Here is a 22,763-nt window from a genome sequence, read left to right as displayed (position 1 = left end):
ATCTCGTTCACACCTCTTCTATAGATGACAGAGACATGGGTCGCAAAAGGAACGCCCCACGCCTGGGTTCCTTGATAATTCCTCTTTCTACGACAACCTGACCACCCACAATGACGTATTCAATTCCATCAGGAGGAAGAAGAGGATCTTCAAAGGTCGCTCGATCAACTAAGCGACTTGGGTCAAAAATAACAAAATCCGCTGGCGCCCCTTCAGCAATACGCCCAGACTCTATCCACATGTCCTCGGCAGGAATGGTCGTTGCGTGCGCAAGCGTTTCAGGCCAAGACAGACCATCGTCTTTTAGCCAACGAATCCCTCTCGGAAAGGCTCCCGCCACACGAGGATGTCCACTCTTTTCGTGTAAGACAGCATCGGAAGCGAGAGCTGCCAGCGGATGTCGCAAACAGATACGCATCTCATCCTCATCCATCACATGGGCAACGATAAGTGTCCTTGGCTCCTCTATTCTGAGTCGTGCATAAAGCTGTTCGTCAAGGCGTCGCCCCTTGTATAGACCAGAAGCAACTTCAAGGGCTTCCAGCCCCTTATTCCAGCGCTTCTCAAACCCTGGATCGAAGACGGGGGATCCGATGAAGGTGCAAAATGCAGCATATGGATAGGTATCAAAGCGAATATCGACGCCATCCAGACGAGCCCGATCAATCATATCGAGAACCTTTTGCGAGGCGCCAAAAGCGGTCATGCTCCCAAGATGCGATAATTGGACTCGAAGACCCGTTTCCTTCGCCAGATCGATCATCTCTTGCACAGCGCCGACGCACGCTGAGCCGTCGCAGCGGATATGGACCGAAATGAGCCTGCGATCGAAGTCGGTGAGGACCTCCGCCAGCTGCCGAATTTCCCGCTTCGACGTATTGGGAGCATATTCGAGCCCAAAGGAGAGCCCAAAGGAGCCCTTCCGGAGTTCTCCATCGAGAAGCCGACACATACCGGCTATTTCTCGTCTATCGGCTTCCTTGTAAACATCGGTGATACCCACGGCTTCTCGAAGGCGGTTGTGTCCGGTCAAAAGTGCCAGATTCATGTACGGCACATCTATCATGGCCATATATTCGTCAATAAAAAGGCCGCTGCCGCAGTTGCCGGCAAGGGCAGTCGTCACGCCTTGCAGAAGGAGAGATTGTTGTACAGTAAAGGGATCTTCCCGCTCTTCGTTGTGCATGTGAATGTCGATAAATCCTGGCGAAACGATGCATCCTGTGGCATCGATCACTCGTTGTGCCGACCGTTTGAGGTCGCCCACTGAAATGATTTTACCTCTCGAGATGCCGACCGAACAGTTTCGCATCGCCTTTTCGTCTGGAAACACGACCAGACCATCTTGTATCAGGATATCCCATTGCGCTTCTCTCACTGTTATATGCTCCTTTCTTGTTTTGCTCATCATGGCAAGGCGATTCGCCTACGTTCTCGACAGAAAAAGAGAAGGGTCTTAGACCCTTCTCTTTGAGCAATAATTTCTGCTCTACTGATAGCCGATCGCCAGAGCTATGGCAATGAAAATCATCTGCACTGGAATCAGAATTAAGAAAAAGGGCACAAAGTACCGCCACCATCGCTCGATGGGGACCTTAGCAATGCTACAGATAACCGGCAAAAGCGTTGTCGGCCAGAGAATATTTGAAAAACCGTCTCCATATTGGTAAGCAAGTACAGCCACCTGGCGCTTTATACCCAAAAGATCCGAGAGGGGCGCCATGATTGGCATCGTCGCCGCAGCTTGGCCAGAACCGGAGGGTATGAAAAAGTTTATCAATGTCTGCACGATAAGCATCCCCTCAGCCGCCACCCAATTTGGGAAGGCCGACAGTGGTTGAGCCATCCCGTAAATAACTGTGTCGATGATGTTTCCATGCTGCATAACTACAAGAATTCCCCTTGCAAGGCCGGCTACGAGGGCTCCAAAAGTGATGTCTCTGGCACCTTCCAGAAATGTCACGGCAATCTTACTGGGCCCCCAACCGGCAATAGCGCCAGCCGAGACACCCATAATGATAAACAACCCTACCAGTTCATTAAAATACCAGCCTTTAACGATAACACCCCAAATCAGGAGCACGATCAAAGCCAACACGAGGCTTAGGATCGCTACATCCCGCTTTTGAAAACGTCTGACGATGAGCTCGCTGCGGTCGAGAGCCAGAACTCCAACATCAAGGCCATACATCACACTTTTTGTGGGATCTCTTTTGATCTTTGCAGCATATCGCATTGTCCAGAGCACAGCCATGGTAACAAACACAAACCAACTGGCTATCCGAAAGCCCATTCCAGAAAAGAGCGGCAACTCAGCGAACTTCTGAGCCAAACCAACCGTGAAGGGGTTCATAAAAGCTGCCGCAAAACCCATGGCCACTCCGAGGGAGACCATGCTCATGCCAACAATCGCATCATATCCCATCGCTATGGCAAGACCGACGAAGAGCGGAATGAACCCAAAGGTCTCTTCAAACATTCCAAAGACAGAGCCGCCCAAGGCAAAGAGGTACATGAAAATCGGGATCATAATCGCCTCTTTGCCTTTGAGCACCCGTAAGAGAAAACCGATGAGCGAATGCAATGCTCCCGTCTGAAGGACGACATAGAACGATGCATACACCAGAAAAATGAAGAAGACCACTTCTGCAGCATCGACCATTCCCTCCTGTACTGCGACGAAGGTGTCGAAAAAACCCACAGGAGATTGATCGACATGTTTGTACGTACCTGCAACGACCACAGTCCGCCCCGTGTTCGGATCTTTCACACGATCAAACTGACCGGCAGGAAGGACATGGGTGCCAATTGCAGCAAGGACGATCAAGGCAAAAAGCAAAACAAATGTATGCGGTACCTTCGACTTATGTTCCGCTGTCATTAATCTCTCTCCTTTCCTCAAATTTCCTCAAAAACGATCAAATTTCGAATTGCCTTTTCTGCGTCAAAAGGTCACACCCGTGGAAATCACCTCCCCTTTTTATCACGTTCTGCGGCAGGCCCACAAAGTTTAACCGCCGTAAGGGCGTAGACCAGAGCAGCGGGCTTTAGGTGATCGATCTCGACATACTCCAACTCCGTGTGGGCTCGTGCCAGTGATCCTGGGCCATAGTTGAGGGTTGGAATTCTTCCATAATTTTGAAGAAGAGAAGCATCTGTCCATCCTGACTTGATCGAAAGTGCCGCCGGTTTTCCATGGACGCGTTCATGAGCCTCGACTAATGCCGCTACGAGGGGATGGTCTTCCTCGAGAAAAACCGGAAGGTGGTCCATCGTCGCCATGTTATCCATATTCCGAACCACGGAGGCTTTGAAGGATGGATCTAAGGCATGGCAATCTTGGATGATGTCCTCAAAGTCTTTAAACACTTGTGCCAGGCTTTCGTTCGGCGTATACCGTCGGTCGAGCTGCAAAACACAGTGGCCAGCCACGCTACTCGGTTGATCTCCGCCGTGAATGGTACCAAAGTTCAGGGTTGATTTGCCAACCACAGGATGAGTCCGGTTCTCCAAGCGCGGCAGGAGTTGCTCTTCCACCGCCCGAATAAAGGCTGCAGCCTTAGATATGGCGTTAATGCCTTTTTCTGGATTTCCGCTATGGGCAGCCCGGCCTTCGAAGACTATGTCGATCCATTCCAGCCCACGGTGACCCAGCGCCACCGACAGTTCCGTAGGCTCGCCGACTATGGCATAGTCGGCCGATAAGTTACTTTGAATGACTGCTTCTGTTCCTTCGCTTTTAAATTCCTCGTCGATGACACCCGTAAAAACCACGTCACCAGAGAGGGAGATGTCTGCGCGCTTGAGCGCCACCAAGGCACACATCATAGCAGCAAGACCAGCTTTCATGTCGCAACTGCCGCGGCCATAAACTCGGCCCTCTCTGACAGCACCGCTGTAAGGATCATCCATGCCATAAGGTGGCACTGTGTCGGTATGACCGTTCAGCATAAGCGTTAGACCTCCACCTGTACCTCGAATACGAGCGATTACATTTGGCCGTTCATCGATGATGGGAATTAACTCAGCGTCGATGCCGTTCTCCCCAAAAAACCGGAAAATGAATTCCGCCACCTTCCGTTCTCTATCTTTACAAGCTTTGTGGCTGGGAATCCTGACAAGATCGCTCACGAGGCCAACGATCTCGCCTTCGTCCAACGCGGAAGAAAGTCTCTTTTCAAAGGACATCGCCGTACCTCCTAAGTGGATTTCAATCTCTCAGCAGTTTAAAAATATAATAACGCATGCTTTCGTCTATAGGTCGGTCCTTTCCCAGAATTCGCGCAGTATGTCGTCCAATTGATCGACATCTATGAGAAAGGCGTCGTGGCCGTTCTCGCTCTCGATCTCATCGTATGATGTCTTTACACCGGCGCTCTTGCCAATTGTCGAAATTTCCTCAACTTGCCACGTTGGGAAAAGGCAATCGCTGGTGATGCCTATAGCCAAAAGATGCTTGCCAGAGAAGTTGGACAGAGCAGACTCCGCTCCTCCGCGCCCTTCGCCCACATCGTGGAGATCCATGGCTCGCGTGAGGTAGATGTAGCAGTTGGCATCGAATCGGCGGACCAATTCCTCACCATGGTAATGAAGGTAATTTTCGACCTTAAAGCGACCGTTCCACTCCCACGGCTGGCCCGAAGCGAGCTGGCGCATCCAGCGCCTCACGAAGACGGCTTCGCTGCGATACGTGATCATGGCGAGCATCCTTGCCACGGCCAAACCCCTCTCCGGACCGGGCCCAGGGTAATAATCTCCGCCCTTCCACTCCGGATCGGCCATTATGGCCTGCCTTTGAACCTCGTTGAAGGCTATCGCCTGGGGATAAAGACAAAGAGGGGCTGCTATGACAACGGCACGTTCTGCGATCTCCGGATACATCACGGCCCACTCGAGCGCCTGCATGCCGCCAAGAGATCCACCGACGACGGCAGCGAGGCGCCTGACGCCGAGCTCGCGAAGAGCAGCAGCTTGAGCGCGCACCATATCGCGCACCGAAAACACCGGGAAGCTCATGCCATAGGGGCGCCTGGTGGAGGGATTTATGCTCGCGGGCGACGTGCTGCCGTATGGACTCCCTAAGAAGTTGAAGCAGACGACGCAAAGAGAAGACGTATCTATGGCTTTGCCAGGTCCTACGAGATTTGGCCACCACGCAGGCGGAAGCCCTTCGACATCGTTCCCGGCTACATGGTGGCTGCCTGTGAGGGCATGGCAAACCAATACCACGTTGTCGCACGCTGGGGATGGTTCGCCGTACTGCGCGTAGATTTGTCTGACACCGACCAGCTTCTTTCCGGATTCGAGGACGAGTTCCGGAATTTCAACGGCGCCCAATTTTTCCAAAACGCCTCCCGTATGATCCAACCGCTTTCGTTTCCTCCCGCTATCGCTATTTATTTCCGTCTATCGCTTGCTCTAATGCCTTGGAGCAACCTCTCGGCATTGCGCTTGAGAACGGCCTCTTTGTTTTTCTCGGTAAGAGAACTTCCCTCAAGCAACCTTATGTAGCGTTCAGTGCTCAGAATGGGATAATCGCTGCCGTAAAGGATTTTATCGAGGACGCCTGCGCCCGCTGCAGCGTCAAAGGCTTTGGCCCCGTATAAAAAGGGCGTCGCCGCGGTATCGTAATAGGCATTGCTCAAGGCCAACTTTACCTCCGGCATCAGCTCATAAAGCCAAAGCCCTCCACCCCAGTGGGCAAAGAGGACTGTTGTCTCGGGATGGTTGAAGCAAAAGCCAAAGGACTCCTTAGGCCCCACGTTTCCCTTGCCCGGATAATCGTGGCCCACGGGCTCAGCCACATGGACAAGGAGAAAGAGTCCCATTTCGTGACACATCCCGGCCAAGCGCCATGTCTGGCGTTTGTCTGAAATGTCAAAGCCCTGACCCAAGGGAAACAGCTCGCCGACGCCCACAAGTCCCTCTTCGCGACATCGCTCGATCTCTCGCGCGCTCCCCGGGGCCAAGGGAGGCACCACGGCAAGCCCCCTCAATTTACCTGAAGAGGTCCTTATCGATTCGATGACGTAATCGTTACAAAGTTTGCACAGCCCCAGGTCCGAAAAGGCGAAGCCGAAGATCCAGCTCTCGCTTATGCCGTCTGCTTCCATCTGAAGCAGTACATCTTCCGCCGTCGCCCAGCGGTGAATTTTTCCAGAGGCAAGCGTTTTAAAGTAGGGTTCCCTCTGAGCTATACGCTCCCAATCCCTTATGACCTCAGGCGGATAAACGTGAACGTGACAATCTATCGCACCCCTCACGACACTTTGACCCTCTCCTTCGGTTTTCTCAACTCTCTCAAGAGTCTGGCTATATTTTCCATTATCCTGCGCGCCACCCACGGGCGGTTCATCGTGTATATGTGAACTCCATCCGCACCGCTCGAAAGCAGATCCACTATCTGGTCTACAGCATAGGCCACACCCGCGTCCTCCAAGGCTTCAGGAGCATCGGCATATCTGGAAAGGATGCGCGCCAGCTTGGGCGGTATAGAGGCGCCGCACAACGTTACAATGCGTTCTATCTGTTTCTTGTTGACCACCGGCATAATGCCGGCCGATATGGGAACCTTTATCCCGATGCTCTTCGCCTTCTCCAAGAACCTGTAAAAGTCCTCATTTTCAAAGAACAGTTGTGTGATCAGGAAATCGACGCCCATCTCTACCTTGGCTTTCAAATGAAGGAGACCTATTTCTATATCATCGCACTCGACATGCCCTTCCGGATAGGCTGCCCCCCCTATCGAAAAGGCATCGCCGTAGACGTGTCTTATGTGCGCCACGAGATCAGCAGCATATCGGAAATGCCTCGGAACGGAATTTATATCCATGCCGGCCGGCGGATCGCCCCTGAGCGCCAAGACATCGGTTACGCCGCACGAAAGGAGCTCTTTTAAGATCAAATCGGCCTCCTCCTTCGACGTACCCACACAGGTAAGATGGGCCAGCGCCCTTATGCCATAGACGTTTCGGATGGATGACGCGATTTCGACAGTCCTCTCTTTCGTCGAACCTCCGGCCCCATAGGTAACACTTATGAAGTCAGGCTGCAGCGACTTCAGCTCTTCTATGGTGGCATATATGCCATCTATGGGAAGATCTCGCTTCGGTGGAAATATCTCAAAGGAAATGACAGGCCTTCTCTCGGAAAAAAGGTCTTTTATTTTCACTTTCCTTCCCCCCTTCCGACATTGCTCAAGAGGGCCTCCACAAGTTTAACAGCCCCGACGGCATCGGGCGCATAACCATCCGCCCCGATATGCTTGGCAAACTCCTCTGTCACGGCGGCACCTCCTACTATGACGCGAAAAGGAAGTTTCTTCTCCCTCACGGCAGAGACGGCCCGCGCCATCTCCTTGGTCGTGGTGGTCATCAACGAAGATAAGCCGATTACATCGGCTCTCTCATCCGTAGCACATTTTAAAATCGCGTCCAGAGGCACATCTTTGCCCAGGTCGATCACGTTATAGCCGTGACTCCTCAAGACCAGAGCGACGAGGTTCTTACCTATGTCGTGCAGATCTCCCTCTACGGTAGCCATTACGATCGTCCCCTTTTGCAAGGATTTCTCGCCAGCAGAAAAACCCTCTTCGAGCGCAGCTAAGGCGGCTTGAGCCGCTTTGGCCGAACTCATGAGCTGGGGCAAGAAGTAATCACCGCACTCGTACAGTTCTCCCACTACGTTCAACGCCGGTACGAGCACCTCGTCGATCAACTTCATCGAAGGCATGCCCGATCCTATGAGTGCGGACGCAAGGGAGGAAGCCATATCCTCTTCACCTCGTATGATCGCCGCGCGGAGCATCTGATCCTGCGGGATCGCTTCTTTTCCTGTCGTATCCTCTTCCTTTTTGCCTTTCCCGCGCGAGGCGAAGGCGATGAACGCCGATGCACCTCTGTCTCGCTTGACCAACAAATTTCCCGCAGCGATCGTCTCCATCAGGTTCGAATCCAAAGGGTCGGCTATCACGGCATCCAGCCCAGCAGCCATCGCCATAGCCAAAAACGTCCTGTTGATTAAGGGTCTTTGCGGCAAGCCGTAAGAGACGTTGCTTATCCCTAAAATAGAGCAAGCCCCCAAAGACCTGATGCGCCTTACGGTCTCGAGCGTAACTCGCGCAGCATTGTCATCAGAACCGACAGAGAGGGTCAAGGCGTCAAGGAAGAGTCGCTTCCTGGGAAAGCCGAGGGCGTCGGCGCATTCGCACACCCTTCTGGCCACAGAGATCCTTTTATCCGCATCTTCTAAGATACCCCGTTCATCCAGAAGGAGAACCACAAGGCAGGCTCCGTATTTTGCCGCCAAGGCTATGCCCCGCTCAAGGCTTTCTCCTTTGGCGGTGACGGAATTGATCAGCGGTATGCCAGAAGCGATGCGAAGCCCCGCCTCGATCGCGTCCATATTATCGCTATCGAGCGATAGCGGCAGCATAGTTGCGCTTTCGGCGGCCAACACTGCCTCTCTCATGGCACGAGAGCCGTCGATCTGCGGAAGGCTTACGTTAATGTCTATCGCGTGGGCCCCGGCTTCCTCCTGTTCGCGCGCCTCCTTCTTCAAAACGTTCCACTCGTATCGCGAAACCTCTTCTCTCAAAGCAGAAGGCCTGGAGACGTTTATCCTCTCGCCTATCACAAGCAAGGGGTACTCCGCACCTGCCAGGCCCAGCCGGGAGATGCTGCAAAGCGGCGAGCCCTGAATCTCTTTTATATGGGGCAGAGAAAGGGTGCGAATGGCCCTGGCAAGGCTTTCTATGTGCTGGGGCGTGGTGCCGCAACACCCACCGACAACGGAAGCCCCGGCTTCGACTAGATGTCTGCCGGCACGCGAAAATCTCTCCGGATCCCAATACTCCTGCGATCCAGGAAGCCCGGCGTTCGGATAGACGAATATCGGAATGCCCGCGTGATGGGCCAAGCAATCTACAACGGCTATGTACTCCTCCGGACCACTCCCGCAATTTACGCCGACCGCCGAAGCACCGATGGCCCTCGCCCAGTGAGCCGCTACTTCAGGAGGCGTGCCGGTGAGCGTGCGCCCGTTATTTTCGAAAGTGAAACTCACGACGAAAGGGAGGCAAGGAGCAACTTCTTTAGCCGCAAGCACCGCCGCCTTGGCCTCGCGCAAATCGATCATCGTCTCTATAAGGATGAAGTCCGCACCACCCTCGGCAAGCCCGGCGATCTGTTCTTTAAAGGCAGACACGGCGTCCTCAAAAGAAAGTTCCCCCAAGGGTTCGACCAGCGACCCCAACGGCCCGACAGAGCCGGCCACCAAAAGACGATCACCTGCGGCCTCTTTGGCAAGCGACGCTGCGATGGCGTTTATCTCTCTCGCCTTTCCGTCTAAGTTTCGAGAGGCAAGTTTTATCGGATTTGCCCCAAAACTGTTCGTCTCTACGATATTCGCTCCAGCCACGGCGTAACTTGCGTGTATGTCCCTTACGATTTTTGGAGAAGTCAAATTCATCTCCTCGGGCAGGGCCGGCGGGTTCCACCCCCGCTCTTGAAGGAGCGTGCCCATAGCTCCATCCAATACGACAGGGCACCCGTGCTCGGCGATCCAGGTTCGCAAATTCAGATGCGACAATTGGTGGTTCACCTCCGTATTCGTGTTCCATGAAAAAATACAATAGCATAAAATGTCCTAAAAGGGGGTGCGCTGTTGAAAAGAGAACAGAAATTCCAAAAAGATCTCCTATGGTTTCACGTTAAGGCGAGGCTCAAAAATCTCTTAGAAGAAAGGAACATTCCCAAAAGCTATAGGGGGTTTCTTCAAGAGATAGAGGAAGGAATTGAGGTGACGGAGGGGTGCTTAGAGAGCTTTCCTCCAACCTCAGATAGCCTGACCATCTTGGATCGGGTACTTAAAGCCCTTGAGGAGCCCATTATGTATTGGCCATCACGGCTCCTTCGCTTATACGGTCCGTCAGCTAACTGTCTGGCTCTGCCGTACATAGACGCACCGTTTTCCTTTCACGAGCACATGACCTCCATTTGGCCGTGGTGGCCGAAGGGAAGCAAACATCTACTCATCCCGATAGAACCTACGGTGCACGATTCGCCGCTCGACGTCACGTCACTGGCCCGTCTCTTGGATATCGCCTGGTCTCTCGAAGGTGAAGACCGAGCAAGGAGGGGGAGCCTTCTCCTCGCTCCAGCCTTGGCTATAGAAGAGGGGAATTGGCCGAGGATCAGTTACTCTTGGGCTTCGTCTTCGGCGCTCCCGTGGAATGAAGGGATTAAAAACTGGATCGAGTCGAATCTCGTAAAGCCATCCACTACTGTCTGGCTCGAAGATGAAGACATCGCTCTATGGCCGTGGGAGCAAATTTGCTGGGCCTCATCACAGCTCTTATCGGGCCTCCCTCCATGCCAAAGAGGGGAAGGTCCCGTAGAAATAGCCTCCGTCTTGGCTGCTGGGCTTATGGTCTGCGCATACCTTTCAAGCAGCGGTCACGCCGGAGGATTTGAAGAGATTGAAAAACTCGTAGCCTTCGCTTGCGATGCCAGCATATTCGTAGCCACATATAACAGGAGGAAAAGCGAACATGAAAGGCGTTTGTAGTGCCAGAGAAATCGTCGAAATGCTCGAGAGCGGCGACCTCGTAGTTACGCCGCTTTTGGATATCAAAAGACAGTTAGGGAGGGCTTCGCTCGACGTGAGATTGGGGCTCGAGTTCGTCCTGTTTCGACGCGGATACGTCCCTTCGCTCGACGCCGGAAGATCGCGCCACCCCATAGCCGATTACTACGATCGCGCGCGGCTCGAATACGGTGACGTATTCGTACTCCATCCCGGCCAGTTCGCCTTGAGTTCGACGCTGGAATTCTTTAAGCTCCCCTCCGACGTGATGGCTTACGTCATAGGGCGTTCTTCATGGGGAAGGCTTGGTCTCGTCATAGCGACAGCCACGTTTGTCGACCCTAACTTCCGAGGCTCCATCACTCTGGAGCTCGTAAACGAGGGAGAAGTCCCACTCGTACTCTATCCCGGAACGCGCGTAGCTCAACTGGTATTTCACCGCCTGAACGAACCTGCCCCTCCCTACGAAGGGAAATACGCCCTCGACACGCGCGCCACGGCCAGCAAGGCCCATCGCGACGAGGAGCTTTCATGGCTTTCCGATAAAGATGAATATTGAGGGATATTGATGAGGTATGTCAGAGGTTTCCTCTCAACTTCGTGACGAGCGCATGGGCCAGGCGCGTCGGTTCGGGCAAGCGGTAGCGAGTACAGGCACGGAGGACGACCGAAGCCGCCTGGATTATGGAAAGCTCGTTGCCGGGGCTCACATATAGCGGGCGGACGCCATTTGAAGTCCTGAGCACCGTTCCTACCACCTCGCCTTCGAAGACTAACGGCACCCAGGAACCCTTGGTGTGCGGCACTGGAAGATGGGCACCCACGAGGCGACTTTTGGCAACGCCCACGACGCACTTCTCTTTTGTAGCAAGGGCAAAGTGAGAGGCAAGGCCAAGTCGCCGAGGGTGAGCTATTCCCGCTCCGTCTACCAACCACACCTCGGGTCTATCTTTTAGCTTCCCCCACGCTTCAAGCAGGACCGGAAGCTCGCGAAAAGAGAGCAGGCCTGGTATATAGGGGAAGGAAATATCCAAAACGGCCGAAGCTGCAGTTACAATTTGGCGCTCCTTTAGGTCCCACACTACAACGGCGGCTACAGCCTTCCCTTTTCTGGGGACATAGGCCACGTCCGCTCCGCCGAACAGACTTGCGTAGCCTATAGTTGGATTTTGCGCTACGCGGATCTTTTTGGCCAGCTCTTTTTGCAATGTAACGGCTTCTTCGTAAGAAACCATCTCGTGAACCCCCCTGAATGAAGCCAGAGGCTTCCAGGTAAGATTCCGAAACTGCGCGCCTGCCCTGGTACGCGAGTGCCGAGAAGTACCGCGAGACATAAGTACAAACACGTAAGAGTGAACTGTTTTGCGCTTCTTACGTCTCATATCGCGCATAAGTCTAAATATCAGATCGCCCAACAAACCTTGGGCGATCTGATAAATCAGCCTACTTAATCTCTACTTCAGCACCAGCCTCTTCGAGCTTCTTCTTGGCCTCTTCGGCCTCTTCCTTCGAGACGCCTTCTTTGACAGGCTTGGGCGCGTTGTCTACCAACTCTTTGGCCTCTTTCAACCCAAGGCTTGTGAGTTCCCTTACGACCTTTATGGTCGCTATCTTGTTAGAGCCTGCCGCTTTGAGGATCACGTCAAACTCGGTTTTTTCTTCCTCAGCTGGCGCTCCCGTGCCAGCAGCCACACCCGGGGTGCCGACCATTGGCATGGCGGCTACCGGAGCAGCAGCAGACACGCCAAAGCGCTCCTCAAGCTCCTTTACGAGCTCCGAAAGCTCCAAAACCGTCATTTCTTCGATAGCCTTAATGATCTCTTCTTTGTTCATCGCAAATTACCCTCCTGACTGGAAATTTTTAGGCCGTAGCAGCCTTTTCTTTTTGCACCTTAATTTGGTTCAAACACGTTACCAACATTCTCGCTGAGCCAGAAAGCACGTTGACTAGCCCGTAAAGCGGAGAGCCGATGGCTCCGAGGAGTTGCCCCAAAAGCACCTCTCGCGGCGGAAGAGCGCTGAGAGCTTCCACCTCCGCTGCGCTCAAGACTTTCTTCCCCAAGACTCCTCCTTTGATAGAAAGGGCCTCATTCCCCTTTTGTTTAGAAAACTCCAGGAGAGCTTTTGCAACCGTTACGGGATCTCCATGGGCCACAGTATAAACGTTAGGACCTGCGGTCATATCTTCGACGACGGGGAGACCCGCTTCTTTCATGGCGATGCGCATGAGGGTGTTCTTGGCCACCTTCATCTCACCCCCAGCCTCACGGAGCTTGGCACGAACTTCTGTCATCTGTGAGACCGTTAAACTCCTATATTCGCTCACAAAGACCGCCGAGACGTCCGAGAGCAACTCTTTCAGGCGCGCTACCTGCTCCACGTTAGTTTGCGATGGCATGTTTTCACCTCCTACTCATAGATTGCGTCCCAAGCCGCACAAAAGACCAAAAGCCCCATTGTACAAAGGCGGCAAAATTAAAAAAGCTCCTGAACCTGTATGAGGCCCAAGAGCCCAAAGACACCAAAATCCCAAAAACATTGGTGTGCCGTTAGAGCTTGCGGACCTCGGTGGGCAAATATTTAAGCCCCGTTTCGGGCACCCACTGTCTGTAGTCCAAAACTATATTTAATTTACTGTTCTGTTAACTCCTTTTGAGCGGTGAAAGGATCGACGCGAATGCCAATACCCATGGTCGTGCTCAAGGCAATGCTTCGCACATATTGTCCCTTTACAGCCGACGGGCGCGCTCTCAAAACGGCCCGCAGCAATGCCTTTGCGTTGTCGAAGAGCGCCTCCTCGGAAAAGCTCGCTTTCCCGATGGCATTATGAATTATCCCAAATTTATCCACTCTGAACTCGACTCTCCCAGCCTTAATCTCCCTCACAGCATCGGCGACGTCGAGCGTTACAGTGCCAGCCTTGCTGCTGGGCATGAGGCCTCTGGGGCCCAAGATGCGTCCGACCCTTCCCATGACGCGCATCATGTCGGGCGTTGCGATGACAGCATCGAAGTCTAACCATCCTCCTTCGATCTTCTGCACCACATCTTCGCCACCCACATAGTCGGCTCCAGCCTCTTGAGCTTCCTTCATCTTTTCTCCAGAAGCTATGACGAGAACTCGCTTGGTAGCGCCCGTGCCGTGGGGGAGAATTATGCTCCCTCGCACTTGCTGTTCGGCGTGGCGAGGGTCCACGCCCAAACGGATGTGCATCTCCACGCTCTCGTCGAACTTGGCCGTAGCGGTTTCTTTGACGAGATGCGCAGCCTCCTTGAGGCTATAATACTTGTTTCTGTCCACCTTCTCCAAGAGAGAAGCATAACGCTTACTCACCCTTGCCATATTTTCAACCTCCCAGTGGTCGTAACGGGTTTTTTACCCTGCCACAATTGCTTACTCTGATATCTCAATTCCCATCGAGCGCGCTGTCCCTTCGATCATCCTCATAGCGGCTTCAATGTCGGTCGCGTTAAGATCTCCCTTTTTGGTCTGGGCTATTTCCTTGATCTGCTCCCTCGTCACCTTGCCCACCTTGACCCTATTGGGCTCGCTCGATCCCTTTTCTATGCCCAATGCTTTCTTCAAGAGCACGCTGGCCGGGGGGGTTTTGAGCTCAAACGTGAAAGTTCGGTCGCCGTACACGGTGATCACTACAGGTATAATCATGCCCGGCTGATCAGCCGTCTTAGCGTTGAACTGCTTACAGAACTCCATGATGTTGAGGCCGTGCTGCCCGAGGGCCGGCCCAACCGGAGGAGCCGGAGTAGCCTTGCCAGCAGGCAACTGGAGCTTAATTTGCGCTACCACTTTTTTAGCCATCTTTTACTTCCCTCCATAACCGCTTAAACCAAAGATCGTCCTTCAGCTATACCTTCTCGAGTTCGCTGTAATCCGCCTCTACCGCTGTCTCCCTTCCGAAGACCGATACGGAAAATTTAACCTTCCCTTTATCGTGAAGAACTTCCACGACAGGCCCCGCTTGACCCTCAAAAGGACCGCTCTTGACTCGGACGACATCGCCCGGCTTCAGATCTATCTCAACTCTCGGTTTGATCTGCTCTTTGTCTAATCTCCCCAAGATATCCTTGACTTCCCTCTCAGAAAGCGGCACGGCATTGGTTCCCGTGCCCACAAAACCCATAACGCCGGGCGTATGTCTCACGACATACCACGACTGATCATCGAGGATCATCTCGACCAAAACATAGCCTGGGAAGACCTTTCTCCTCTGATGCTTTGCCTTGCCGCCTTTAACATATATGCGCTCTTCTACGGGCACAAGGACGTTGAAAATTTTATCTCCCATTCCCATAGAAGCTATGCGCTGCTCGAGGTTGGCCTTAACCCTATTTTCATAACCTGAGTAGGTTTGCACTATATACCATCGACGCTCGGGCTTCTCTTTCATCGCCGACAAGGGAGCCTCTTCTGACTCCCTCACCTCCTGTTCGGCGAGTTCCATATTGCGCCTCATTTTATCAGTCATCATCCCAATTTCATAACTTTTGAGAAGAAGGCGGTCAAGACAACATCTATTACGCCCAAATAAGCGGCCACCAGGAGGGTAACGCCTATCACTATGAGCGTAGAATACCACACCTGTTGCCTGCTCGGCCATGTGACTTTTTTAAGTTCGGCTCTAGCCTCACGAATAAAGGCCATCAACTTCTTCACCCCGTTAGCCTCCCTTGTGGGACAGCAAAAGATTATCATAGGTGGAAACAATTGGCAACTCTTTTAGACCTTATAAAGATGGACCCAACACAAATCTTGCGATCCTAAAGTATATGATAAGCCCACACACATCTACGATGGTAGTTATAAATGGGCCTGACATAACGGCCGGATCGACTCGAAAAAACTTGGCGATTATGGGTAACACTATCCCGGCCAAATTACCCAACAACACCACAAAGACTAACGCTAAAGCCACAACCAGGGCTATATCTGGACCTGTACTGAGCATAAAAGCTCTGGCAATGACTAACACAACTAAAACGCCGCCCAAGAGCAAAGCGATAAACACCTCACGGACAAACACTCTCCAGAGGTCGCGCAAATCGATCTCGCCTACCGCCATACCTCTTATCATAAGCGTAGCCGATTGAGCTCCGACGTTGCCGCCTGTATCTATAAGCAATGGTATAAAATAAGCCAAAGCTACAACACTTTGGATCTCAATAGAATACCTCTGCAAAACGAAGGAGTTTACAGTCTCCATTAACGCACATATCACAAGCCACGGGAGGCGTTTACGAGTCAGCGTAAAAATACCCGTATCCAAGTATCCCTCTTCTATAGGCTGGATGCCGGCCATCCTCTCAAAATCTTCAGTGGTCTCCTCCTCAAGGACGTCCATTATATCATCAAACGTGATGATGCCGACCAGTCTGTTTTCTTTGTCCACAACCGGTATAGTATGAAGGTCATATTTGGCCATGATTCGAGCTACTTCCTCCTGGTCCGTATCGGTGCGAACACAAACTGGATCGGGATTCATTATGGCGCGCACTGGAGTTTGGGGCTCGGCCATGATGAGATCTTCCAAGTTCACGACCCCTAAAAGCCGCCTCTCTCTATCTATCACAAAGCACGTGTATATTGTCTCCTTCTTTCGCGCCTGCTGGCGTATGCGCCTTACAGCTTCCTCAGCCGTCATATATTCCTTAAGGTCCACAAATTCGGGTGTCATTATCCGCCCTGCGGAGCTCTCGGGGTAATTTAAGAGCTCGTTGGCAATGTCCCTTTCTGCAGGTGACAGCTTGAGGAGGAGTTTCTTCACCGTCTTAGCCGGCAGTTCGTCAAAGAGCGCAGTACGATCGTCATCGGACATTTCCTCGATGATCTCTGCGATTTCGTTGTCAGTAAAATGATCTAAGAGCTCCTCGCGAACCGAACCCTCTAAGTGCTCGAATACCTCTATAGCCAAATCCTTAGGCAGCAACCTGAAGAGGAGGACACGCGTCCTCGGGGGAGTCGTATCTAACATTTCGGCGAGGTCTGGAGGTTCCATGCTCGACAACAGGCGCTTGATGGCCATATAATCCCCTCTGGCCAAGAGCTCTTGAAGTTTAGGCACAAGTTCCTGCCAGCGCTCCTCCATAACATCACCCCACTTGGAGTACAAGATTGATCTAAGCAAAATCGACATAAGGGTGGGCCTACAGTTGATTAAAAAAATGGGCCCGCACCCCAAGGCGTGACACCGGAGGCGGGCAATAGAGGAAGGGGGATTAGGCCGTTCCGGTGTCCGAGCTTTTTCTTACGCTGTTAGAAAGCACGCTTAAACTACTCGGACCATCGCTGCTTACCATTTCCATCTCCTCGCAAATGCAGGTTGGAATCTGGTGCAGATTCACACAAAGCCAAGGAAAAAGAGGCGGGATACAACCACCCCCGCCTCTTTTTAAACGCTCTTCATTAACGCTTCGAGTACTGGTACATTGCACGAGCCTTGCGAAGGCCGAATTTTTTGCGCTCAACCATGCGCGGGTCGCGCGTGAGCATGCCAGATTTCTTGAGCGCCGGGCGCAAATCTGGGTTGAGCTTGATGAGGGCTCTGGCTATTCCTAAACGTACTGCCCCGGCTTGACCGGTAAGGCCTCCGCCTTTGGCCTGCGCCAAGACATCCACCCTGTTCTCAACTCCGGCCGTCTTCAAAGGGGCTAATACTTGAAGCTGCCAAGCGACACGGGGAAAATACTCCTTCACAGGCCTACCATTTATCAGAACCTGCCCCTCTCCAGGACGCAATCGCACACGAGCTATGGCAGTCTTTCTCCTGCCAGTACCCCAATAATAGGGCGTAGATAGCGGCACGCACTCTACCTCCTTTCTCTAAGCTTCGAGCCGAAGCTGCTCGGGCTTTTGAGCGGCATGAGGATGCTCTGGCCCACGGTAGACTTTTAACTTCCGATCGTACCTAAGACGATTGCGCGGGAGCATTCCTCTGACGGCGCGCTCCACCAAGCGTTCCGGCCGCTTTGAGAGCATCGTCCCCAAAGATGTGGCTTTTAGACTGCCCTTATAACCGCTGTGGCTGTAGATGACGGACCTCTCTGCCTTTTTGCCGGTCAACTTGACTTTGTCGGCATTGACAACGATCACGAAATCGCCACAATCCACATGGGGAGTATAAGTCGGTTTGTGCTTCCCGGCAAGTATATGAGCCACAAACACGGCTAAGCGGCCCAGGGGGACATCCTTAGCATCCACCACATACCACTTGCGCTCCACGTTTTCCCTTTTGGCTACGTAAGTACGGCTGCCTATCACGATTCTTCACTCCTATCAAAAGCAAAAACTCGCACAAAGCGAGGCTTGACTATTCTATAAAGGGCGCCCCGTTCTGTCAACTCCACATTAAAGGTTGTACCAGCACGGCGCCTGAGATCAGAGAACACGGTGCAAAAGCGGATTTTCGACGATGCCGGGAAGTCGCCCTCTTTTAGCTCTCGGCATTCCATCGACCATCTTTATATCCATCGTCATGTCGATCGCCTTGGCATGGGCTATATAGCTTCCGACCCCAAAGAAGTCGGCTCCAGCCTGGGCCAGCTCTCTGATGCGATTGGGAGAAAGCCCACCCGAGACTACAATCTTGACATCGATAAAGCCAGCTTTGTCGAGCCGCCATCGCACTTCGCGCACCAGTTCCGGTGTTACACCTCCCCGTTCCCCAGGCGTATCGAGCCTTACGCCGGCAAGTTTGCCGCCCAAGGCCCTTGCAACCCGAAGTGACTCTTCAGCTTCGTCTTTAAACGTGTCCACCAATATGGTGCGCGCTTCTTCTTCAGGGATGCATTTGTCGTACAAGAGGGCCAGCTCGACGGTATCGCCCACTATCAAAATAGCAGCATGAGGAATAGTGCCTTGCGGTTCTATCCCCGCCAGTTTGGCTCCAAGTATACAGCTGGCGGACGAACACCCGCCTATGGCCACTGCGACGCGTTCCATTACAGGTGCCACGGCTGGATGGACATGCCGCGCACCAAAACAGAGGACCGGTCTGCCGTCGGCTGCCTCTACACACTCTCGAGCAGCTGTTGCCCAGCTGCTCGAGCTGGCCAATATACCCAAAATGGCCGTTTCATATATGCCGAAGGCGTTGTAAGGCCCATGGATGCGAAAAACCACATCCTTCGCTTTGAAAGGCGTCCCTTCAGGCAAGGCATAGACTTCCACTTTCGACCCCTTTAACAGGTTTAGTGCCTCGTCGAGCCCTGCGAATATGCCGTCGTACCGAGGGAAAATCTCCGCCACCACTGGCACCTCGAGCTTGCCGCAGGCTCGCAATATATCGATCGTCTTTACAAAATAGACATCGGTCGTGTGGCCTGCCATGATCTCCTCATGAGTGGCGCTCGCAAAGGGGCGCTCGGGAGAAACTTGCAAGGCGTGCACTTCCTCCAGTATTTCAAGCCTTTTGACCATGGGCCTCACCTGGATCCGACGATCACTAACAAGAGAGATGTCGCCATGAACACGCCCGTCAAGATGACGGTCGCCTTGCTCAGCATCGATAACCTCTGCCATTGTCCCCCTGACATATCAGCCTGGGTGCCGCCGCCGAAGATGCCCGAAAATCCCCCTGCTTTTCTATGCTGTAATAATATAACAGCAATTAAAACAGTACAGGATATCACATGAATGACCATAAGAAAAATCCTCATCGTTAAAACCTCCCTTCGATAATGCCTTTATCGGATAAAACAAACTAAAATCCGCCTGATGAAAGCAATTGAGAAAGAGCACGGGCCGCCACAGCCCTGTGAGAGATGAGGCTCTTCGCCTTTGGACCGAGCTCAGCAAAGCTCGCCTCGTAGCCTATAGGCACAAAGACCGGGTCATAGCCGAAACCAAAACTGCCGGAAAGTTCGAAGGCTATTTTACCCCAACAAAAACCTTCTGTTATCCACACCTGAGCTCTTTGGGGCAAAACCAAGCTCAGGGCTGCCACAAAGCGGGCCCTTCTGTTCTCCCTGCGACCCAGCTCATCAAGCAGTCGACGAATGCGGCTTTCGTCATTTTCGGCCACCCTCGAAGAGAAGATGCCAGGCCTCCAGTCGAGCGCTTCAACCTCTAACCCACTGTCATCGGACATGGCAGGCATGCCTGTGCCTTCGCTCCAGGCCCTCGCCTTAATCAAGGCGTTTTCGGCGTAACTCTTCCCGCTCTCCTCGACATCAAGACCCTTCGGAAGGACCTCCAACCCGAAGAGCAGCTCGATGTTCGTCCATTCAAACAACCTTTTCATCTCTTCGTATTTATGCTCATTGCTGCTGGCGAAGACTACCTGCAATTTCAACGGCTTTCCACTCCTCCGACGAGAGCTGAAGCGACTTTTCTTGAATTTTTATCAATTCCTCTATTCCGCGCCGAGCCAAATCCAGCATGGAATACAAATCATCGCTCGCAAAGGCGCCCTCCTCTGCCGTTCCCTGCATCTCAATGAACTGAAGCACCTCATTCATGACGACGTTGAAATCGACGGATGCTTTGCTATCTTCCTCGAAGCAGAGGTCGAGCATCAATCTTCCATCTACTACACCGCTGCTGACTGCTGCGACGAAGTGAGCAACGGGTATGCACATGAGCTTCCCTTCGTGCCAAAGCCAGCGCAAGGCATCCACGAGGGCCACAAACCCTCCGGTTATGGCGGCCGTTCGCGTTCCTCCATCTGCTTGAATCACATCGCAATCTATCCATATGGTGCGCTCGCCCAACTTGGGCAAAACCACCGCAGCCCGCAAGCTGCGCCCGATGAGCCTTTGGATCTCCTGGCTACGCCCGGTTACCTGCCCTTTTATCACGTCTCGGGGAGTGCGCGAAGCCGTAGCGCGCGGCAACATCGCATATTCCGCGGTTACCCATCCTTTGCCGCTGCCGCGGAGAAACTGAGGGGTCTTCTCCTCAATCGACGCAGTGCATATGACCTTCGTATCCCCAAAAGACACCAGGGCAGAACCCTCAGCGTAACGGTTGAAACCCCTCTCAATCCGCACAGGTCTGAGTTGGTCTAAAGCCCTGCCGTCAACTCTCGATGTCATCGTTCAGGCGATGCGAGCTGCCATGGCACAGACATGTCCACGGGCAACTGCTCGGTAACCTCCCTCCCGTTGACCAAGAAGCGCACCTGCTGTAGCGGTCTGAAGTTGTCTACCACAGTGCGCACAATGCTCGTAACGACGAGCAGCGCGCTATCCGCCTGTAGGCTTTTGATGGAATCATAAAACGCCGCGTTGAGATCGAGGTAAAGCATCTCGCCTCTCCTGAAAACGTGCAACACGCGAGACTCTCTGCCCACGAGCTTCTCTTGAGCCAAGAGAGTCAACAAGCGATCTATCGTCTTGGCTATATCCTCTTCTGCTATGCTGGGCAGGAAAGAGTAGCTGCTTTCCACAAGCTCCCCGTCTTTAGGCACGTATAAAGCTACTTCGACTTGCACCAAGGATCCATCGCCCTCGCCAACGTCAGTTTGAGCCCCTTGAGGCGTCTCAAAAATTGCCCTTCCCAAGAAGAAACGCACAGCCAGATCGGTAACGAAATAACCGAGCGAAAAGCACAACAAAATAACAGCAGCCCATGCTGCGATCCTCATCGGCCAAGGCGCTTTTTTTGGACGCTCCCTTTCTGCCGCCGCAGCACTACGCCTGGGCAACTCACTTTTTCCATCGGGGCGATCAATCTCTTCTACCATCTCCACCTTCCTTTCCGTCTACCGCTCAGCGCAGATATGATTCTATACCATCAGCTATGGCACTTGCCAGCTTCTGCTGATAAGACGGACTCGACAACAACTTAGCCTCGCTCGAGTTGGTAATATATCCCATTTCGAGCAGAACAGCGGGCATGGCCGCGCCCCTCAAAACGAAGAAGGGAGCCTGAGCCACCCTGCGCACCGATATGCCTTTATTTGAAGTGCATCTGTGCAATACTTCCGCAAAAGACGTACTCTCCACGATCTTCGCATTCTGCTCCATATCGCCCAATATTTGAAGAAGCATCCGCGTCTTTTTGTCGGCGGCCTCTACTGATAGGCTCCCGTCTTCCAATTCTCGGTTCTCCAATATTGCGAGCTGCAAGGCGTCTTTATCGGTGGGAAGGGCCATTAAATAAATCTCAAACCCCTTAGCCTGTCTGCCAGCGGGAAGGGCATTGCAATGAAGGCTCACAAAAACGCTTGCGTTGTATCTGTTGGCCATCTCAGTCCGCTCGTTCAGCTTAAGGTACCTGTCATCGGACCTCGTCAAACGAACTTCGAATCCCTTGTCCTTCAATATGGAGGCGACCTTCTTCGCTACGGATAGGTTTATCTCCTTCTCCCTGAGGCCGTTGGCCGTAGCGCCCGGATCCTTGCCTCCGTGACCAGCATCCAACACCACGACAGGCCTGCCTTGCGGGGCAACCCGAACGGGCGCAGATTGAACCGGTCTCGGTGCAGCAGGCGTCAATGGCTTGGCCTTATCCGCTTCGCTTAAATAAAAATCCACCACATATCGCGGCGGGTCGAGAAGAGGGAAATGTTTGACAACCCCATCCTCGTAGAGAAAGGAGAGCACTGCCCTGTTCCCGGACTTAACAGAAGAAACCTTTATCGAGGAGGTATAGGGATTGTCAGGATTGTCGAACCCTTGCAGGTCTGCATCGCCGAAGACGAGCTCGATCTTTCCCTCCGATTCCCTCACCTGTGGCCACAACGGCGAGGACAGATCTATTACGGCCCTTATCTGCTCTCCGGGCTTGCCCCAGCGCAAGCCGTAGAGGGTCAATTTCGGAGAAGCGCCGGGCAGCGGCGCTTGAGGTCCTTCTTTGGGTTGGACCTGCACTGGTGTAACGGCACTTTTGCTTTTACCATCAGAAGATATCTCCACGACGCCGGCCCATCTGTATTCTCGGCCAAGGAAGCGGGAAAAGACCCTAACCGCAGACTTCGCCTCCGCCCACCAATGTCCCTCTTCGACGAGCACTACGGAGGGGAGAGGCACGATCTGAGAGTTAAGTCTGGCCGCCGAGGCGTTCTTTACAAACTCAAGGCACGAGCCGCCGCTTTCGAGCACGAGCGAATCCTCATCCAAAGTCACAGAACACCCCAAAAGCTCACCCATTACATCTACGGGAGCCAGGGTCTCCTTCCCGCGCTCCCGCACCTCTATGTCTCCCACGATTTGGTTTCCCTC

25 protein-coding genes and 1 other annotated feature are annotated in these 22,763 nt (G+C 53.1%); of the genes, 2 read left to right on the top strand and 23 right to left on the bottom strand.

Annotation, left to right across the window (positions count from 1 at the left end):
- Positions 1-7: 7 nt before the first annotated feature.
- From EZM41_RS11400 to EZM41_RS11370, 7 genes are all read right to left on the bottom strand, one after another.
- Entirely contained in the window at positions 8-1,378 is a 1,371-nt protein-coding gene (locus EZM41_RS11400) for an amidohydrolase family protein (protein ID WP_342449312.1), read from the bottom strand.
- A gap of 111 nt (positions 1,379-1,489) precedes the next feature.
- Positions 1,490-2,881, bottom strand: a complete 1,392-nt coding sequence (locus tag EZM41_RS11395) for a YfcC family protein (RefSeq protein ID WP_198471189.1) — start codon at positions 2,879-2,881, stop codon at positions 1,490-1,492.
- A gap of 86 nt (positions 2,882-2,967) precedes the next feature.
- Positions 2,968-4,188 carry a M20 family metallopeptidase gene (locus tag EZM41_RS11390; protein WP_198471188.1) on the bottom strand — a complete coding sequence of 407 codons (1,221 nt, stop codon included), beginning with the start codon at positions 4,186-4,188 and terminating at the stop codon, positions 2,968-2,970.
- A 66-nt stretch (positions 4,189-4,254) separates the two neighbouring features.
- Positions 4,255-5,367, bottom strand: coding sequence for a homoserine O-acetyltransferase MetX (gene metX, locus EZM41_RS11385; RefSeq protein WP_198471187.1), 1,113 nt, complete (start codon positions 5,365-5,367; stop codon positions 4,255-4,257).
- Between the two features lie 29 nt (positions 5,368-5,396).
- Positions 5,397-6,263, bottom strand: a complete 867-nt coding sequence (locus EZM41_RS11380; RefSeq protein WP_198471186.1) for an amidohydrolase family protein — start codon at positions 6,261-6,263, stop codon at positions 5,397-5,399.
- On the bottom strand, positions 6,260-7,171 hold the full coding sequence (metF, locus tag EZM41_RS11375) for a methylenetetrahydrofolate reductase [NAD(P)H] (protein WP_198471185.1): 912 nt from the start codon (positions 7,169-7,171) through the stop codon (positions 6,260-6,262). Before metF ends, EZM41_RS11380 begins: the two co-directional genes overlap by 4 nt.
- Positions 7,168-9,588 carry a homocysteine S-methyltransferase family protein gene (locus tag EZM41_RS11370; RefSeq protein ID WP_232619339.1) on the bottom strand — a complete coding sequence of 807 codons (2,421 nt, stop codon included), beginning with the start codon at positions 9,586-9,588 and terminating at the stop codon, positions 7,168-7,170. The genes metF and EZM41_RS11370 overlap by 4 nt, the downstream gene beginning before the upstream one ends.
- Before the next feature lie 75 nt (positions 9,589-9,663).
- Between EZM41_RS11370 and EZM41_RS11365 the strand changes: the two genes are divergently transcribed.
- Positions 9,664-10,566, top strand: coding sequence for a hypothetical protein (locus EZM41_RS11365; RefSeq protein WP_198471184.1), 903 nt, complete (start codon positions 9,664-9,666; stop codon positions 10,564-10,566).
- Positions 10,550-11,143: a dCTP deaminase gene (gene dcd, locus EZM41_RS11360; protein WP_198471183.1), complete on the top strand. Its 594-nt coding sequence runs from the start codon at positions 10,550-10,552 to the stop codon at positions 11,141-11,143. The genes EZM41_RS11365 and dcd overlap by 17 nt, the downstream gene beginning before the upstream one ends.
- A gap of 19 nt (positions 11,144-11,162) precedes the next feature.
- On the opposite strand, the gene EZM41_RS11355 is transcribed toward dcd, so the two are convergent.
- The 16 genes from EZM41_RS11355 to EZM41_RS11280 all read right to left on the bottom strand — a co-directional run bounded on the left by EZM41_RS11355 (position 11,163) and on the right by EZM41_RS11280 (position 22,748).
- Entirely contained in the window at positions 11,163-11,819 is a 657-nt protein-coding gene (locus EZM41_RS11355; protein ID WP_198471182.1) for an endonuclease V, read from the bottom strand.
- A 208-nt stretch (positions 11,820-12,027) separates the two neighbouring features.
- A complete protein-coding gene (gene rplL, locus EZM41_RS11350) occupies positions 12,028-12,417 on the bottom strand; it encodes a 50S ribosomal protein L7/L12 (RefSeq protein ID WP_198471181.1) in 390 nt (129 codons plus the stop codon).
- 28 nt (positions 12,418-12,445) lie between these two features.
- Positions 12,446-12,982, bottom strand: a complete 537-nt coding sequence (gene rplJ, locus EZM41_RS11345) for a 50S ribosomal protein L10 (RefSeq protein ID WP_198471180.1) — start codon at positions 12,980-12,982, stop codon at positions 12,446-12,448.
- 70 nt (positions 12,983-13,052) lie between these two features.
- Positions 13,053-13,215, bottom strand: a sequence feature (ribosomal protein L10 leader region).
- A complete protein-coding gene (rplA, locus tag EZM41_RS11340) occupies positions 13,216-13,926 on the bottom strand; it encodes a 50S ribosomal protein L1 (RefSeq protein ID WP_198471179.1) in 711 nt (236 codons plus the stop codon). It lies immediately after the preceding feature.
- Positions 13,927-13,977: 51 nt separating this feature from the next.
- Positions 13,978-14,403 (bottom strand): 50S ribosomal protein L11, encoded by a 426-nt coding sequence (gene rplK, locus EZM41_RS11335; protein WP_198471178.1) that lies wholly within the window; start codon positions 14,401-14,403, stop codon positions 13,978-13,980.
- 46 nt (positions 14,404-14,449) lie between these two features.
- Positions 14,450-14,992, bottom strand: a complete 543-nt coding sequence (gene nusG, locus EZM41_RS11330; protein WP_198471272.1) for a transcription termination/antitermination protein NusG — start codon at positions 14,990-14,992, stop codon at positions 14,450-14,452.
- A 77-nt stretch (positions 14,993-15,069) separates the two neighbouring features.
- Entirely contained in the window at positions 15,070-15,258 is a 189-nt protein-coding gene (secE, locus tag EZM41_RS11325; RefSeq protein ID WP_198471177.1) for a preprotein translocase subunit SecE, read from the bottom strand.
- Positions 15,259-15,328: 70 nt separating this feature from the next.
- Positions 15,329-16,687: a magnesium transporter gene (gene mgtE / locus EZM41_RS11320; RefSeq protein ID WP_198471176.1), complete on the bottom strand. Its 1,359-nt coding sequence runs from the start codon at positions 16,685-16,687 to the stop codon at positions 15,329-15,331.
- 317 nt (positions 16,688-17,004) lie between these two features.
- Positions 17,005-17,403 carry a 30S ribosomal protein S9 gene (gene rpsI, locus EZM41_RS11315; protein WP_198471175.1) on the bottom strand — a complete coding sequence of 133 codons (399 nt, stop codon included), beginning with the start codon at positions 17,401-17,403 and terminating at the stop codon, positions 17,005-17,007.
- An 18-nt stretch (positions 17,404-17,421) separates the two neighbouring features.
- Positions 17,422-17,859: a 50S ribosomal protein L13 gene (rplM, locus tag EZM41_RS11310; protein ID WP_342449311.1), complete on the bottom strand. Its 438-nt coding sequence runs from the start codon at positions 17,857-17,859 to the stop codon at positions 17,422-17,424.
- A gap of 117 nt (positions 17,860-17,976) precedes the next feature.
- Positions 17,977-19,017 carry a nicotinate phosphoribosyltransferase gene (locus tag EZM41_RS11305; RefSeq protein WP_198471174.1) on the bottom strand — a complete coding sequence of 347 codons (1,041 nt, stop codon included), beginning with the start codon at positions 19,015-19,017 and terminating at the stop codon, positions 17,977-17,979.
- Between the two features lie 5 nt (positions 19,018-19,022).
- Positions 19,023-19,256, bottom strand: coding sequence for a preprotein translocase subunit SecG (gene secG / locus EZM41_RS11300; RefSeq protein ID WP_198471173.1), 234 nt, complete (start codon positions 19,254-19,256; stop codon positions 19,023-19,025).
- Positions 19,257-19,300: 44 nt separating this feature from the next.
- The gene (gene rdgB / locus EZM41_RS11295) at positions 19,301-19,891 is read right to left on the bottom strand and encodes an RdgB/HAM1 family non-canonical purine NTP pyrophosphatase (protein WP_232619338.1); all 591 of its coding nucleotides are present in this window, start codon (positions 19,889-19,891) and stop codon (positions 19,301-19,303) included.
- Positions 19,857-20,633, bottom strand: a complete 777-nt coding sequence (gene rph, locus EZM41_RS11290) for a ribonuclease PH (RefSeq protein ID WP_198471172.1) — start codon at positions 20,631-20,633, stop codon at positions 19,857-19,859. Before rph ends, rdgB begins: the two co-directional genes overlap by 35 nt.
- Complete coding sequence (locus EZM41_RS11285; RefSeq protein ID WP_198471171.1) at positions 20,630-21,283, bottom strand: GerMN domain-containing protein; 654 nt, start codon at positions 21,281-21,283, stop codon at positions 20,630-20,632. Before EZM41_RS11285 ends, rph begins: the two co-directional genes overlap by 4 nt.
- A gap of 25 nt (positions 21,284-21,308) precedes the next feature.
- Complete coding sequence (locus EZM41_RS11280; RefSeq protein ID WP_198471170.1) at positions 21,309-22,748, bottom strand: N-acetylmuramoyl-L-alanine amidase; 1,440 nt, start codon at positions 22,746-22,748, stop codon at positions 21,309-21,311.
- Between the last annotated feature and the right edge of the window lie 15 nt (positions 22,749-22,763).

Origin of the sequence: Acetomicrobium sp. S15 = DSM 107314 (assembly GCF_016125955.1) — a bacterium.
Lineage (GTDB): Bacteria > Synergistota > Synergistia > Synergistales > Thermosynergistaceae > Thermosynergistes > Thermosynergistes pyruvativorans.
Note: the sequence above shows the minus strand (reverse complement) of the source record. Positions and strands in the feature narration are given on the sequence as shown.